14 protein-coding genes are annotated in these 15,378 nt (G+C 70.3%); 9 read left to right on the top strand and 5 right to left on the bottom strand.

The annotated features are described in order from the left end of the window. Positions 1–127: 127 nt before the first annotated feature. Both BLA60_RS37490 and BLA60_RS37495 read right to left on the bottom strand, forming a co-directional pair. Positions 128–571 carry a nuclear transport factor 2 family protein gene (locus tag BLA60_RS37490; RefSeq protein ID WP_075137836.1) on the bottom strand — a complete coding sequence of 148 codons (444 nt, stop codon included), beginning with the start codon at positions 569–571 and terminating at the stop codon, positions 128–130. A gap of 19 nt (positions 572–590) precedes the next feature. After that, positions 591–971 (bottom strand): DoxX family protein, encoded by a 381-nt coding sequence (locus BLA60_RS37495; RefSeq protein ID WP_075137837.1) that lies wholly within the window; start codon positions 969–971, stop codon positions 591–593. 147 nt (positions 972–1,118) lie between these two features. Here BLA60_RS37495 and sigJ point away from each other — a divergent pair, with 147 nt between their 5' ends. From sigJ to BLA60_RS37520, 5 genes are all read left to right on the top strand, one after another. Beyond that, positions 1,119–2,045: an RNA polymerase sigma factor SigJ gene (gene sigJ, locus BLA60_RS37500; RefSeq protein WP_075137905.1), complete on the top strand. Its 927-nt coding sequence runs from the start codon at positions 1,119–1,121 to the stop codon at positions 2,043–2,045. Between the two features lie 122 nt (positions 2,046–2,167). Beyond that, positions 2,168–4,960: an AfsR/SARP family transcriptional regulator gene (locus BLA60_RS37505; protein WP_084735949.1), complete on the top strand. Its 2,793-nt coding sequence runs from the start codon at positions 2,168–2,170 to the stop codon at positions 4,958–4,960. Between the two features lie 627 nt (positions 4,961–5,587). Beyond that, positions 5,588–5,788, top strand: a complete 201-nt coding sequence (locus tag BLA60_RS46600; protein WP_075137906.1) for a DUF397 domain-containing protein — start codon at positions 5,588–5,590, stop codon at positions 5,786–5,788. A gap of 138 nt (positions 5,789–5,926) precedes the next feature. After that, positions 5,927–6,763, top strand: coding sequence for a helix-turn-helix domain-containing protein (locus tag BLA60_RS37515; RefSeq protein ID WP_075137839.1), 837 nt, complete (start codon positions 5,927–5,929; stop codon positions 6,761–6,763). A gap of 79 nt (positions 6,764–6,842) precedes the next feature. After that, positions 6,843–7,727 (top strand): SAM-dependent methyltransferase, encoded by an 885-nt coding sequence (locus BLA60_RS37520; RefSeq protein ID WP_075137907.1) that lies wholly within the window; start codon positions 6,843–6,845, stop codon positions 7,725–7,727. Between the two features lie 43 nt (positions 7,728–7,770). Here the strand turns inward: BLA60_RS37520 and BLA60_RS37525 are convergent, their stop codons facing one another. After that, positions 7,771–8,223, bottom strand: coding sequence for a winged helix-turn-helix transcriptional regulator (locus tag BLA60_RS37525; RefSeq protein WP_084735956.1), 453 nt, complete (start codon positions 8,221–8,223; stop codon positions 7,771–7,773). A 63-nt stretch (positions 8,224–8,286) separates the two neighbouring features. On the opposite strand from BLA60_RS37525, the gene BLA60_RS37530 reads away from it, so the two are divergent. After that, positions 8,287–8,847, top strand: a complete 561-nt coding sequence (locus tag BLA60_RS37530) for an NADPH-dependent FMN reductase (RefSeq protein WP_075137841.1) — start codon at positions 8,287–8,289, stop codon at positions 8,845–8,847. A 28-nt stretch (positions 8,848–8,875) separates the two neighbouring features. On the opposite strand, the gene BLA60_RS37535 is transcribed toward BLA60_RS37530, so the two are convergent. Both BLA60_RS37535 and BLA60_RS37540 read right to left on the bottom strand, forming a co-directional pair. Further along, complete coding sequence (locus tag BLA60_RS37535; RefSeq protein WP_075137842.1) at positions 8,876–10,183, bottom strand: MFS transporter; 1,308 nt, start codon at positions 10,181–10,183, stop codon at positions 8,876–8,878. Between the two features lie 44 nt (positions 10,184–10,227). Continuing rightward, the gene (locus BLA60_RS37540) at positions 10,228–11,061 is read right to left on the bottom strand and encodes a hypothetical protein (RefSeq protein ID WP_075137843.1); all 834 of its coding nucleotides are present in this window, start codon (positions 11,059–11,061) and stop codon (positions 10,228–10,230) included. Positions 11,062–11,191: 130 nt separating this feature from the next. Here BLA60_RS37540 and BLA60_RS37545 point away from each other — a divergent pair, with 130 nt between their 5' ends. From BLA60_RS37545 to BLA60_RS37555, 3 genes are read left to right on the top strand one after another with little or no spacing between them, the layout of a single operon-like run. Then, complete coding sequence (locus BLA60_RS37545; RefSeq protein ID WP_075137844.1) at positions 11,192–12,490, top strand: Zn-ribbon domain-containing OB-fold protein; 1,299 nt, start codon at positions 11,192–11,194, stop codon at positions 12,488–12,490. Next, positions 12,487–13,677 carry a thiolase C-terminal domain-containing protein gene (locus BLA60_RS37550; RefSeq protein WP_075137845.1) on the top strand — a complete coding sequence of 397 codons (1,191 nt, stop codon included), beginning with the start codon at positions 12,487–12,489 and terminating at the stop codon, positions 13,675–13,677. Before BLA60_RS37545 ends, BLA60_RS37550 begins: the two co-directional genes overlap by 4 nt. Further along, complete coding sequence (locus BLA60_RS37555; protein ID WP_075137846.1) at positions 13,674–15,269, top strand: class I adenylate-forming enzyme family protein; 1,596 nt, start codon at positions 13,674–13,676, stop codon at positions 15,267–15,269. The genes BLA60_RS37550 and BLA60_RS37555 overlap by 4 nt, the downstream gene beginning before the upstream one ends. Positions 15,270–15,378 lie beyond the last annotated feature (109 nt).

The raw sequence follows: 15,378 nt of genomic DNA on the forward strand, positions 1-15,378 counted from the left end.
CCAGCCCGCCAGCCCGCCAGCCCGCCAGCCCGCCAGCCCGGCGGCCCGGCGGCGCCGGTCACTGCGCGCCCGTGCCGGTTCACCCCGACCGGCGGCCGGTCGGGCACACCGGGCACAGGCCGGGCGGCTACGACCGTGGCGCGGCCGTTCCGGGCAGTGCGGAGTCATCGCGGTAGCGGAACTCGTAGACGCGTTCGGTGAACTTCCAGCCGTCGGGGGTTCGGCGGAACTTGTCGTGGTAAATGGCGTAGTTGGCGTGTGAGCTCCCGTCGGTGAAGCGGCCCAACTCCTCGGTGTAGACCCGACCTGTCGCGGTGTCGCCGTCGATGCTGATCCAGCCGGGGTGCACCTGCTGGACGAAGAACTCCCAGTTGCCCTGGAGGCGCTCCATGCCGGCGCGGATGGCCTCGCGGCCGGTGAACTCGAGTGCGCCGGGGGCGATCTGCCAGCGCGCGTCCGCGGTGAACAGCGACGCCCACCGGTCGTAGTCGCGCATCATGCCCGCGTCGGTGAACTCGCCCACCAGCGCGTTGATCTCGACGTGGTCGGTGAGGGTCTGCAGGTCGAACATCGTGGTTGTCCCCTGTGGGTCAGTTGGTGAACGGTTCGAGGCCGAAACGGCCGACGGCGACGAACGCGACAAGGACGAGAAGGGTCAGCGGCACCGCGATCGCGTTGGCCTCCTTGCGGCGCAGGTGGGTCACGATCGCGCCGCCCATCAGCAGCACGAGCCCGGTGGCGGCGACCGGCACCAGGACGGGGGCGATGTCCAGCAGCGCGGGTAAGACCAGGCCGATCGCGCCCAGTACCTCCAGCAGGCCGATCGCCCGGACCGAGCCGTCGCTGAGGTCCTCCGCCCAGCCGTAGCCGCCGTCGATCAGCTTCTTCCTGGACTGGACCATCTTCTGCACGCCACTGGCGAGGAAGGTCGCCGCCATCAGGCCGGCGACGATCCACAGCGCGATGTTCATGTTCGTCCCAGTTCGTTCGAAGGGTGTGTGGTTGCTCGCCATGTAGACGACGCAGGGTTGTGAAACGTGAGATGTGAGGATCGACCTCACGTTTGACCGCGCTGAGTCGTCTACTCGGTGACGATGGACGAGACCGAGGGGAAGACCATGAACACCCGACCAGAGCCGGCGCAGGGACCGAGCCTGGACGCGATCATGAGCGAACGCCGGCAGCTGATCAACGTCGCCTACCGGCTGCTCGGGTCGCTGTCCGAGGCCGAGGACGTCGTCCAGGAGACCTATGCCCGCTGGTACACGCTCACCCCTGACCAGCGGCGGGACATCGAGTTACCCGGCGCCTGGCTGACGACCGTGGCCAGTCGCATCTGCCTGGACCTGCTCGGGTCGGCGCGGGCGCGGCGGGAACGCTACGTGGGCGAGTGGATCCCCGAGCCGTTACCGGAGGGCACCGAGTGGACCAGCGGGCGCGCCGGCTCGGTCACCACCGACCCCGCCGACCGGGTCACGCTGGACGAGTCGGTCAACATGGCGTTCCTGGTGGTGCTGGAGTCGATGACCCCGGCCGAGCGGGTGGCGTTCGTGTTGCACGACGTGTTCCGGTTCTCGTTCAACGAGGTCGCCGAGATCGTGGGTCGGACCCCGGCCGCCTGCCGTCAGCTGGCTTCCTCGGCGCGTCGGCGGGTGCGGGACAACCGCGCCATGGTCACGCCGACCGCGGAGCAGGCCGGCATCGTTCGGGACTTCAAGCAGGCCTGGCAGGCCAAGGACATCGAGGCACTGATCGGCCTGCTGGACCCGGGGGTGACCGCGATCAGCGACGGCGGTGGCCTGGTCACGGCCAAGATCACTCCGGTGGTCGGTGGCGTGGAGGTCGCCAGGGCGCTGGTCGAGATCGCCAGCCGGGGCGACCACCTGACGGTCCTGGAGCGCACGGTCAACGGCCAGCCGGGGTTGATCGGCCAGCTGGACGGCGTGACCGGTGTGGTGATGGCCTTCGACATCGTCGACGGCCGGATCCGGCACCTGTGGGCGGTGCTCAACCCGGAGAAGCTGCGCCCCTGGACCGACGGCTGACCTGGCCGGCCCCGCGAACGGCCAGGTACTGTCGGTAGGCCGGCTCGCCACTCGCGGTGACGCGGGTCGGTCGACCGGGGGAGCCAGCCGGCGTCCAGGACCGTCAGAGGCGGGTGGAGCGGATGAGGTACCGCCTGCTTGGCCCTCTCGAGGTGCGCGGCGGCGGGCGGACCATCGATCTCGGCGGGCCTCGCCAGCATGCCGTGCTGGCGACCCTGCTGATCGGCGCGAACGACACGGTCAGCCTGGCACACCTGTGCGAGGCGGTCTGGGACGTTCCGCCGGTGGCCGCGGAGTCGAACGTGCGGACCTACGTGGCCAAGATCCGTCGTCAGCTCGCCGAGGTCGATCCCGACGCCGAGCGGCTGGTCACGCGCCGGCGTGGCTACCAGCTCACCGTGCACCCGGGCGAGCTGGACCTGGCCGAGTTCGAGGAGCACGTCGAACACGGGCGGGACGCGTCGGGCGGCGGCGACTGGTTCGGGGCGGCGGCTGCGTTCGCGGCCGCGCTGGATCTGTGGCACGGCCGGCCGTTCGAGAACCTGGAGCCTGGTCCGGTGCTGCGGGCCGAGCGCACCCGGCTGGAGGAACGGCACCTCACGGCGGCGGAGGGCTTGGCGAGGGCGCGTATCGAGCTGGGTCGGCACGATTCGGCGGTCGCTGAGCTGCGGCAACTGGTCGACGAGCACCCGACCAGGGAAGAGCTGGCGGCTCTGCTGATGCTGGCGCTGCACGGGACCGGGCGGCAGGCCGAGGCGTTGGACGTGTTCGCCCAGGCGCGTGCGCGGCTGGTCGGGGAGCTGGGCATCGAGCCTGGTGAGCGGTTGCGGGCTGCTCAGCAGACGGTGCTCGCTGGCGGTCAGGCCGAGGTGGCGGCCGAACCGGCGCCGGTGGTCACCGTCAGTGCCCACCACCAGTTACCGATGGACATCGCCGACTTCACGGGAAGGGAGGCAACTCTGGAGACGCTGTACAGGCAGGTTGATCGCGCGGACGTCGAGTCGGTGGCGATCTGTGTGATCGAGGGCATGGCGGGCGTCGGCAAGACCCGTTTCGCGGTGCACGCCGCGCACGAGCTGGTGCGGCGCGGGCGCTACGGCGACGTGCAGCTGTGGGCGGACCTGCGCGGGTTCGACCCGGAGTCGCCGCCGGTGGAGCCGGCTGGGCTGTTGGAGCGTTTCCTGAAGCTCCTCGGTGTGCCGCGCGACCAGATTCCCGACGGCGTGGAGGAGCGGGCGGCGCTCTACCGCGACCGGCTCGCTGGGCGCAAGGCGTTGGTGCTGCTGGACAACGCTGTCGACGAGGCGCAGGTGCGGCCGCTGTTACCGGGGACGGCCGGGTGCCTGGTGCTGGTCACGTCGCGCCGGACCCTGCCGGACCTGGACGGGGCGGGGTTGGTGCGTCTGGACCTGTTCAGCACCACCGAGGCGGTGGCGTTGTTCGCCAGGATCGCCGGCGAGTCGCGGGTGGCGGCCGAGCCGGCGGTGGCGGCCAGGGTCGTGAGCCTGTGCGGGCATCTGCCGCTGGCGGTGACCATCGCCGCGCAACGGTTGCACAACCGTTCCACATGGACGGTCGGTGACCTGGGCGGGAGACTGGAGGCCAGCACGGGGCGGCTTGACCAGCTGCACGGCCGTTCGCGGGCGGTCCGGGCGGTGTTCGACCTGTCGTACCGGGCGTTGGAGCCGGCGACGCGCTGGGTGTTCCGGTTGCTCGGGCTGCACCCGGCCGACGACTTCACCGCCGACTCGGTCGCCGCGCTCGCCGACCTGTCGCCGGTGGCGGCCGACGCGATCCTGGAGATGCTGTGCGAGGAGCACCTGCTGCACGAGGTGGCGCCGGGGCGTTATCGGCTGCACGACCTGGTCCGGCTCTACGCGAGGAGCCGAACGCACACCGAAGAGTCCGATGTGGACAGGCAGGCCGCGGTGCGCCGGCTGCTCGACTGGTACCTGCACGCGGCGGCGGCCGCGAGCCGCCGGCTCAACCCCGACGGCCGGCCGGTGCCGCTCGACCCGGGGCGGGCGCCCGCGCACCTGCCGGACCTCGGCTCGTACGCCGAGGCCCTGACCTGGTGTGAGGCCGAGCGCGGCAACCTGGTCGCGGTGGTGCGGGTCGCGGCGGAGCGGGGTGAGCACACCATCGCCTGGAAGCTGCCGTGCGCGATGCTGAGCTTCCTGTACCTGCGTAAACACTGGGACGACTGGGTCGCGACCCATCTGGTGGCGCTGGCGTCCGCCGACCGGGCGGGCGACACCGCCGGCATGGCGCGGGTGCTCAACGGGCTGGGCGTGGTCTACAGCGACCTCGGCCGGCTGACTGACGCGATCGGCTGCCACCGTGCCGGGGTGTCCCTGTTCGGCGAGATCGGTGACATCGTCGGCGCGGCGTGGAACTTCAACAACCTCGGCGTCGCCTACGACAACGACCAGGACTACGAGGCGGCGGCGGACTGCTACCGCAACGCCGTGCCGCTGTTCCGCGAGGCCGGCAACCGGCACGGTGAGAGCATCGCGCTGAGCAACCTCGGTGACGCCTACCGGGAACTCGGCCGCTACGACGCCGCGTTGGAACGGATGAGCGCGGCGCTGGACATCCAGCACGACACCGGCGACCGGCCCGCCCAACGGTTCACCCTGTGCAGCCTCGGCGACCTGTACCGGGACACCGCCCGACCGCAGCGTGCCCGCGACAGCTACCAGCAGGCCCTGGCCATCAGCCGCGAACTCGGCGACCGCCGGGGCGTGGCGAAACTCCTCGGCCGGCTCGGCGACCTGTGGGTGGTCCTCGGCCGCCCGGAGGTCGGCCGGGAGCTTCTGGCCGAGGCTCGGGAGATCCTCGTCGACCTGGACGCCCCGGAGGCTGACCTGTCCCAGCGTCTGCCGACCGACGAGCCGACGGCCCTTCCTGGCTGACGGGTCGCCTCCGGGCGTTCTGGTCGAGCCACGGATCTTGTCCCACCTGGGCGCCGAAACACCAGGTCAGCGGGAGGCGCCGCTGACAACGGCTCACTGGCCCACGCGCGGGACCTGGTCAAGCGCTTCGGTGACGTCGCCGGCGGGGGATCGGTGTCGACGTCCCGGCGCGGGGAGGCCGGGGCGTGCGGACTTCTCAGAGACGACGGGTTATGTCCGTTACGGGTGGTTGGTGGGTCGGCTTTGTGTCGCTTCGCGGGCGGTGCGAAGGGTGGTGGGCGACGAGCGGACAGCCGGGCGGGCCGGTGGGGGAGCGGGGCGTCGCGGTGGGGCGCAGGGGGTGGGTTCGGCTGCCTGTTGGGCAGGGACTGAGCCAGTCGGAGTACGGGACGTGGGCGTTGGTTGCGGTGGTGGGGTCTATTGAGAGGCGGCGGGGTTCGGTAAGAGTTTCTTGAACAGCACGTGGGGAGATGTGACTGGCGGTTCACGTGTGGTACTCGGGGGTGGGGCGGCCAGTTACTGACCAGGTTCTGGCAATCAGAAGGGCTTGCGAGCTGAATATTCAACGGGTCAGCATATTCTGGTCAATTGTCGGCAGGAAAGAGCGTGAGTATGAGAACCCAGGAGATGAGAACCAGCTCGACCGGTCGCACCAGCGATGGTTGGCGGCGCTCCAGCGTCTCTGTACCGGAAGACGAGTGTGTCGAGATCTGGAGTCGACCGGACGGCGTCCGGCTTCGGGACTCCAAGGACCGCAAGGGCACCGAACTGCGCTTCTGCCGGGACAGTTGGACATTGCTGCTTGACGGGCTCCACCACCGAGAGTGATCTTGTCGCCTGATCGACTCTGTCCGAATCGAGTGAGCATGGCTCCCCTGGGCGAGTCGAAGGAGACAAAACAGCAGGCTTGTCATAGTCTCAGCCGGACAAAGACCACCCTAACGAGTGAGCAATAGGAGCCGGCTCGTGGCGTTCCAGCCTACTCAGCGTGACCTCGATCTCGGTGTCGCACTCAAGGCGGCGCGCACCGCCGCCGGGCTCAACCAGGAGGAGGTCGCCGATCGGCTCGGGATCAGTCAGGCGAAGGTGTCGCGGTTCGAGACCGCGCGGCAGGAGATTCCCCGGGACCGGCTGGAGGAACTGCTCGACCTCTACCAGCCGGAACCGGAGCTTCGCGGCCACCTCGACTCGATGGCCACCCCACCCGATGTCGACGACGCCGACGACCATGCCTCGCCCAACCGCGACTTCATGGCGATGAAGCAGGCCGAGAAGGACGCCCTCGAGATCCGCTCCGCCTACGGCGAGGGCATCCCCCGCCAACTCCAGGCCGACCAGTACATGCTCGTGCAGAGCGCCAAGGCCGGCATCGTCACCAGCGAGGCCCGCCTGCTCGCCGAGAAGCGCCAGCGCGAGCGGCTGCTCAGTCGCGAACGCCCGCCGCGCTACTTCCAGCTGCTCAGCGAGTCCTCCCTCTACCGGATCCCGGGCGGCACGCTCGAACTGCGCCAGGAGCAGGCCCGCCACCTGCTGACCCTGGTCGAGAAATACCCGCAGCTGTCGGTCCAGGTCGTCACCTTCGACGCCGACCTCGCCCACTTCAACAACATGACAGTCCTCAAGTTCGCCGACGCCCGCAAGAACGTTGTGTACCTGCCCAACGACCGGTACGGAAAACTCCACCGGCAACCGACGGCGGACACATTCGAAACGCAGTGGGAGAAGATGCGCCGCGTCGCCCTCGACGAGGAGGACAGCAAGAAATTCATTCATGACATCGCACGGTTCGGGCAGGCTCGCTGAATTTTCGTCCCAGCGCCGAACCGAAATTGAGGTAGCATTCGGCGTTGTCACTCTCGGCAGCTCGGGGAGGCGCAACATCGTGTCGCATCGACCGGCTGGTTTACTGCCTCCAGTCGACGTTCGGCTGGAGACGCCCAGCGTCGCGCGGGTCTACGACTACTACCTGGGTGGCACCACCAACTGGGAGGTCGACCGGTCCTTCGGTGACCGGGTGCTCGACCGCTTCCCCCTCATGCGGCGCATCGCGTTCGTGCACCGGCTGTTCCTCAACCGCGCGGTCGGGTACCTGCTGCGCCACGGGGTGACCCAGTTCCTCGACGTCGGCTCCGGGGTGCCCAGCGCCGGCGCCACCCACGAGATCGCCGACGACTGGGCGGTGCACTGCGGGGTCCGGCCGGACGCGCGGGTCGTCTATGTCGACAATGATCCGGTGGCCGCCGCGTACGGGCAGTTGATCCTCGCCGAGGGTGGGGACCGGCGGCGGCACGCCATGGTCCAGGCCGACCTGCGGGATCCGGAGGATCTGTGGGCGCAGGCGCTGGAGACTGATCTGCTGGACAGAAGCAGACCGATCGGTTTGCTTCTGGTGGGGTTTCTTCATCTTGAACAGCGGGACGCCAAGGGCAACGACGTCGGGGCCGACTCGGTGGCCAAACTGCGGGAGCTTCTGCCACTGGGGTCGTGCGTGGCCATCTCGCATGTGACCGGGGACGGGGTTCCCCGGGCCGTTCGACGGACCTTGGACGGGTTGAAGGTGGTGTACGACCAGTCGGGCGGCGGGGCCGTGAGTTGGCGTTCACGCGCCGGGATTCAGGCGTTGCGGGGGGATTGGCGGGATGTCTCGCCGGGGTGGACCTCGGCTGTGGATTGGCGGCCGGAGGATACCGGGCCCACCGCGCCGTTGATTGGGTTGCCGGAAGGGGCCAAGGCTGTCATCTGGGCTGGTGTGGCGCGTAAGGGGTGACTTTTTTGCGTCCGCTGGTGAGGCCGGGATTCGCTGATTGTGGTCAGAGTGGACCGTGGGGTTTGTGTTTGTTTTCCTGGGCCTGGTCGAACCGGGTGCGGTTGTCCTCCATTTCTGAGCTGTGGGTTTCGGCCCAGGTGGTGAGGGTGTTGAGGGGGATGAGGAGGGTGTGGCCCAGCGGGGTCAGGTCGTACTCGACGCGTGGCGGGACTTCCGGGTAGGAGGTTCGGGAGACCAGGCCGTCCCTGTTCAGGGTCCGGAGGGTCTTGGCGAGCATGCGGTGGGAGATGTCCGGGAGGGCGCGCATCAGCTCTGTGAAGCGGCGGGGGCCGTCCACCAGTTGGGACACGACTACCAGTGACCACGTGTCGCCCACCCGGCGGAGGAGGTCTCGGGTGTGTTGGCGCGAATCCTCGGTGACGCAGAGGGGCTGGTGGGGCAATTCTTCCCCTGAGGTGCGTAACGCACTGTGAAGTGCGGGTGGCGGATTCGGCATGGAGTGCCTCGCGGCGGTGTTGGGAGTCGTGAATCCGTTGTTCTCATGCTTGGGAGGAACCACATGACCAGTATCGCCATTGTCGTGGGAAGTACGCGGCCGGGCCGATACAGCCGCGCCGTCGCGGACTGGGTGTTCGAGCACGCCTCGCGTCGTGGCGACGCGAAGTTCGAGGTCGTCGACCTCGCCGATCACGTGTTGCCGCACCTGGACGAGCCGGTGCCGGCCTCCGGGGGCCAGTACGCCCACGAGCACACCCGGCGGTGGGCCGCCGTCGTCGACCGGTTTGACGGGTTTGTCTTCGTCACGCCGGAGTACAACCACTCGGTGCCGGGGGTGCTCGAGAACTCCATCGACTACCTGTACGCCGAGTGGAACAACAAGGCCGCCGGGTTCGTCAGCTACGGAGTCACCGGCGGCGTGCGGGCGGTGGAGCACCTGCGCCTGGTCGCGGCCGAGGTCCAGCTGGCCACCGTCCGCTCCCAGGTGGCCCTGTCGCTGTACACCGACTACGAGAACTTCCAGGTCCTGGCGCCGCAGGCGCACCACCGTCCACTGCTCGACGACCTGTTCGACCAGGTCGTGAGCTGGTCGGCCGCACTGTCGACCGTCCGGGCCGCCTGAGAGTGGTGACCCACGCCGGGAGGCGCGCCTACCAGGCGTCGACCTCCCGGCGCGGGGCGCACAGGGTGGCGACGGTCCCGACCACGGCCACCAGACCGATGCACAGCACCAGCACCCACGGGCTGCCGTCGTTCGCGGTGATCAGGGCGCTGGCCACCAGCGGCAGCGGGCCGCCGAACACCGCGCCGGAGAGCTGGAAGCCGAACGTCATCCCGGTGTACCGGACGCTGGCCGGGAACAGGACACCGAAGAACGACGCCTGGGCGCCGAAGCCGATGCCGGCGGTCAGTCCGAACAGGACGCCCAGCCCGAGCAGCAGCAACGCCACGTTGCCCGAGTCGACCAGCGGGAAGATCACCGCGAAGATCGGGATCGAGATCACGCAGGACACCAGGAAACCGTTGCGGTACCCGAAACTGTCGGCCCACCGGCCCACCGTCGGGATCGTCACGATCATCACGGCGGCGGCCAGGATCACCGCCAGCAGCGCCTCGGTCTGGCTGAACCCGGCCTGCTTCGTCGCGTAGCTGAGCATGTACGTCGCGCCGACGAAGAACACCACGGTCAGGCTGCCCTGGGCGAAGAACACGATCAGTGACTGCTTCCAGTACTTGCGCAGCACCTCGCCCAGCGGGAACTGGCGCACCTGCTTGTCCGAGCGGACCTGGGTGAAGTCCTCGGTCTCGGCCAGCCCACGCCGGATGTACACGCCGACGAACACGAACACGAAGCTGATCAGGAACGGCACCCGCCACCCCCACGACAGCAACTGCTCCTCCGGCAACGCGTAGAAGATCAGCGACACCACCGACGAGAGCAACAACCCGATCGGCACACCGACGTTGGGCAGGCTGCCGTACCACGCCCGCTTCTTGTTCGACGCGCTCTCCAACGCGATCAGCGCCGCCCCGGCCCACTCGCCGCTGGCCCCGATGCCCTGCACGAACCGGCACACGATCAGCAGGATCGGCGCCAGCACACCAATACTCGAATAGCTTGGGATCAGCCCGATCGCCACCGTGGCCGTACCCATCATGATCAACGTGGCGAGCAGGACGTTCTTGCGGCCGATGCGGTCACCCAGGTGACCCAGCACGATCCCGCCGAACGGGCGCGCGATGAACGCGACCCCGAACGTCGCGAACGACAGCATGATGCCCTGCGCGTCGGACGCCGACGGGAAGAACACCTTGCTGAACACCAGCGCCGCGGCCGTGCCGAACACGTAGAAGTCGTACCACTCGATCGCGCTGCCCACCATGATCGCGGCGAGCGGGGCGCGTTTGATGTTGCGGCTGGGGCCGCCGGCCTTCGACGAGACAGCGTCCACCGTCATGTCGGGTCCTCTCGGGAGAATCTCATCGCTGAGGAGGGGGTTCGTCAGCCGCGCAGCATCGCCGCGGCGGCCGCGGTCGCCGGGTCGCCCACCTTGACACCGAGCGCTGCGGCCGGCCGGTTGACGAACGACACGACGCCGTCGTGATAGGTGCTCGCGCCGTCCCCGATGCGGGCGCTGGCCACCGACACGCAGGCTCCGGGAATGCCTGCCCGCTCGAGGATCTCGAGCCCTGCCACCCCGCTGTGCTCCCGGCCGACCCCGCCGTCCGAGCTGATGAAGCCGGCCGGCGCGGCCTCCAGGGCGTAGGCCGCCGCCGTGCGCCCGCCGTGCGAGCCGACACAGACGACGTTGCCCCGGTCCTGGGGGAGTGCGAAGCGGATGCTGTCCATCGCGGCGACCGTCCGTCCGTCTACTTCGTACACGACGGTACGCCGTTCGCGTGGCTGGTCGTCCGTCCACGGGGATCCGTCCCAGGCGAACAACTTGGTCACGGCGTCGGGCACGGTGTCACCGGGCAGCACGCCGAGCACGTCGGCCCAGTGGTTGGTGACCGAGATGACGCCACGCTCCCACATGTCGACGCCGTCGGCGATCCGGGCGCTGCGGGTGTCGATCGCGGCGGCCGGGATGCCGGCGCCGTCGAGGAACCACAGCCCGGTGACACCGGCGCCGTCGCGGCCGATGCCGCAGTCGTGGGCGATCACGGCCTTGGGCCGGTAGCGCGCGGCGAACTGGACCGCGACGATGCCGGCGAAGCTGGCGCCGATGAGGACGTCGCCCGGTCCGAAGTGGTCGTTCGCGTGGGTGATCGAGTCCATCGCGATCGCGCGGTCGGGGGGAGTCTGGCTGACCACGACATGTCGTTCCTCGGTCACGCCACACCTCCTCGTCGACGGTGACCTCAGTGCCGGAGTGATCCTCCTGACAACTGCTGGGGCTACGGTATACCGTATTTGTAGCGATGCGCAATACTACGTCGACGAGCCCGCGACCTCGGAGGACACCATGCCCACCATCGGGATCGACTCGGTCAGCGCGTACCTGCCGGGCTATCGGCTCAACCAGGGACTCGCCGCCGAACTGGCCGTCCCGCCAGAACTGCCGCTGGCCGCACCGGACGAGGACGGGCTGACCATGGCCTGGGAGGCCCTGCGCCACCTGGACGTCACCGAGGCGCCGCTGGTGCTGCGCGTCCCCGGCGGCGACCTGGAACCCCGCGCCGTCGCCGCCCACCTCGCCACCTCCGGTCCACTGCGGACACCCAGCGCGGTCCTGCCGCTCTCGGCGCGCACCGGCGCCACCGCCGCGCTGACCGCCGCGCCCGGCGGCGTCGCCGTCCTCGCCGACCACGGCCGGCCCGCCGACCCGGCCGACCCGCCCAGCCCCGACGGCGCCCTGGCCCTGCGCCTGGGCACCGGCCGCGCCGCCGAGATCCTGGCCGTCGAAACCCTGCCGGTGCTGGCCTACGACCGGTGGCGCGACACCGAACCGACCGGCCCGCCCGACCCGCGGTTCGTCGAGGAGACGCTGCTCGCCACCGACGGCGGCGAACTCCTCGACCGCCTGGTCAAACGCGCCGGCCGCACCCGCGACGACCTCGCCGGGGTCGTGCTCTCCGCGTGCGTCCCGGTCCGCGCCCCGCGCTGGGCGGCCCGCTGGCAGGTGCCGGCCGTGTGGACCGCCGGCCCCGAGTACGCCGCCGGGCGCCTGGCCGCCGCCACCCTGCGCACCGCGTTCGAACGGCTGGTGGCCGCCGGCCCCGGCTCGCTGGTCGCGGTGCTCGAACTCGGCTGGGGTGGCGACGCGCTGCTGCTGCGCGCCGGCCCGGACATCGCCGAGACCGTCCGCATCGAGGCCCGCGCCTCGCTCGACGAGTACGGCTACCGCCTGTGGACCCGCACGCTGTCCACCTCCGACAGTGCGATGTGGACCTCCCCGGCCAAGCTGCGCCGCGAGGCCCCCGCGCTGGTCGGGCTGACCGGCACCCGCTGCGCCACCTGCGCCGACGTCGCGTTCCCACCCCGGCACACCTGCGACCTGTGCGGCGGCACCGACCTGGCGCCCACCGAACTGGCCCGCACCGGCACGGTCGTCAGCCACAACCTCGACCGCCTGTTCGCCGCCCCCGACCGCGACGTGCAGATGGTGGTCGTCGACCTCGACGGCGGCGGCCGGTTCTTCGGCCAGCTCGCCGCCGGCTCGTCGCGCTGGGCCGAGGTCGACGACCGCGTCACCCTCGCCCTGCGCCGCCTCCACGACGGCGGCGACCTCCCGCACTACTTCTGGAAGGCGGTACTCCCATGACCGACGACGTGGTGGTGCTCGGCGCGGCCAGTACCCCGTTCGGCGAGTTCTTCGACCTCGGCTTCGCCGACCTGGCCAGGGACGCGACCACCTCGGCCCTGGCCGACGCCGGCCTGACCCTCGACGACGTCGACGCCGCGTGGCTGGGCACCGCGTTCGCCTACACCTACTCCGACGAGGGCAACGCCGGCACGTCCCTGGCCGAGCCGCTGGCCATGCACAACCGGCCGGTCAGCCGGGTCGCCGCGTACTGCGCGTCCGGTCTGGACGCCCTCCGCCAGGCGGTCGCCGCGCTGCGCGGACGCACCTGCGACGTGGCGTTGGTCGTCGGCGCGGAGAAGATGCGTGATGTCGGCCCGCGCGGCAGCCTGGTCATGCAGCACGTCGACCGGGGACACCCGGTCCTGAGCAAGGGCCGCACCGCGCCGGGGATCTTCGGCATCGTCGCCGAGCGTTACCGCGCGGTGTACGGGGAGGTGCGTCCGGCGATGACCGCGGTGGCCACGAAGAACCACGCCTTCGGCGCCGCGAACCCCCGCGCACACTTCCGTTCGGCGGTGACCGGCGCCCAGGTGGAGGCCGCGCCCCGCCTCGCCGGCCCGATCGGCCTGTTCGACGCCTGCCCGACCACCGACGGTGCGGCCGCGCTGGTCCTGGTGCGCGCCGAGGACGCGCGCGGCCGGCGGCGGGCCACGATCAGCGGCATCGCGATGTCCAACGACCTGGGCTACTTCACCGCGAACCTGTCCGCGCGTTTCGACATGCTCGGTTTCGAGTCGACCCGCAACGCCGCGCGCGCCGCCTACGCCGCCGCCGGGGTGAGCGCGCCGATCGACCAGCTGGACGTGGTCGAACTGCACGACTGCTTCACCATCACCGAGATCGTCAACTACGAGGACCTCGGCCTGTGCGGCGCCGGTGAGGGCCGTGACCTGGTGCTGTCCGGCGCCACCGGTCCTGGCGGGGTGCTGCCGGTGAACACGTCCGGTGGCCTGAAGGCGTGCGGGCATCCGATCGGCGCGACCGGCGTGCGGATGGTGGTGGACGTGTGCGACCAGCTGTGGGGCAGGGCGGGCGAACGTCAGGTGCCCGGCGCGCGACGCGGCCTGGCGCACGCTCTGGGCGGGCCGGGTTCGCTGGCGTGCGTGGCGGTCGTGTCCGATCCGGTGCTGGAGGACGCGGCGTGAACTGGGTCGAGCTGTTCCGCGCGAGGACCGAGGAGCACGCGGACGCGGTGTACGCGGCGGCGGGGGAGCGCGAGCTGACCTATGGTCAGCTGCGCCGCGAGGTCGACGAGCTGGCCAGCGCGCTGCTGGCGCGCGGGGTGCGGCCCGGCCAGACGCTGGCCGTGTGGATGACCAACGGTCTGGACTTCCTGCTGGCCCAGTGGGCGACCTACCGCGTTGGCTGTGCGCTGCTGCCGCTGTACTCCTACTACCGTGAGGTGGAGCTGCGGCACGCGCTGGTCGAGTCGCGGGCGACCGTGCTGTTCACCTCCACCGACTTCGCCGGCAAGACCGACCCGCTGCCGATCCTGCACCGGCTGCTCGACGGCGACGGCCTGCCCGACCTGCGCCTGGTGGTGTCGGTCGAGCCACTGGACCTGCCCGGCGTGGTGACGCTGGCCGACCTGTCCGGCGGCCCGGTCGAACGCGACGGCCTGGACCGGATCGCCGCCCGGATCGCACCGACCGACGTCATGAACATCATGTACACCTCGGGCACGACCGGCCTGCCCAAGGCCGGACTTTCCCTGCACAGCAACAACCTCGCGACGATCACCCACTGGAGCGAGCTGGCCGGACTCGGCAGCGGGGACGTGATCCTCGGACACGTGCCGATGTTCACCAACTTCGGCTGCCTGTACACCAACGGTCTGGCCCTGTACAACGGCTGTCGCCTGGAGGTCACCAGGACCTTCGACGCCGCCGCCAGCCTCGCGCTCATCGCCGGCCGGGGCGTGACCTACGTCCCCGGCGCGCCGGAGATGTTCCGAATGCTGTTGTCCCACAAGGACTTCACGAACACCGACACGTCGACCGTGCGGTCCGCGCACGTCGCCGGCTCGGCGGTCGACCCGGACCTGATGCGCCGGGTCGTCGACGAACTGGCACCCAACGCCATGCAGGCCTACGGCATGAGCGAATGCGGCGGTCTGTCCACTGTGTCCAGCGCGCGGGATCCGCTGGAGCGCCGGCTGGACTCCGTCGGCAGGCCGCTGCCCAGCGCGGACGTGCGGGTCGTCGACCCGGAGACCGGGCACACGCAGCCGGCCGGGGTGGTCGGCGAGATCTGGTTCGGCGACGTGACACCCGGTTCGTGCGTCGGCAAGGGATACCTGGCGAGTCCGGAGGCCACGTCGGCGGCGATCACCCCGTCGGGCTGGTTCCGTTCCGGCGACCTGGGCCGCTTCGACGAGGACGGCTACCTGTACTTCGTCGGTCGACGCAAGAACATGATCACCGTGGGCGGGTTCAACGTGTACCCGGCGGAGGTCGAGCGGCACCTCCAGGAATGCCCCGGGGTGGCGGCCGCGTTCGTCGTCGGTGTGCCGGACACGCGGCTGGGCAACGTGCCGGTCGCGTTCGTCGTGCCGGACGGGGACCTGACGGCCGACACGGTGCTGACGTTCATGCGCGAACGGGTGTCCAGCCAGAAACAGCCGAGACAGGTGTGGCTGGTCGCGGCCGACGACCTGCCCCGCACCCCGTCCGGCAAGATCCGCACCGGCGAACTCGCCGACCTGGCTCGGGACCGACTGGGAGAATCGCCAGCCTGACGCGCCGGGCTGGGCGGGGGCCGAGCCCGGACCGTGCCCACGACCCGATTCGGGCTGGTCGCGAGCCCTCGGCCTGGCTTGAGCCCTCGTGCTGGCTTGAGCACTTGGT

Source organism: Actinophytocola xinjiangensis (assembly GCF_001921215.1).
In the GTDB taxonomy this organism is placed as follows: domain Bacteria; phylum Actinomycetota; class Actinomycetes; order Mycobacteriales; family Pseudonocardiaceae; genus Actinophytocola; species Actinophytocola xinjiangensis.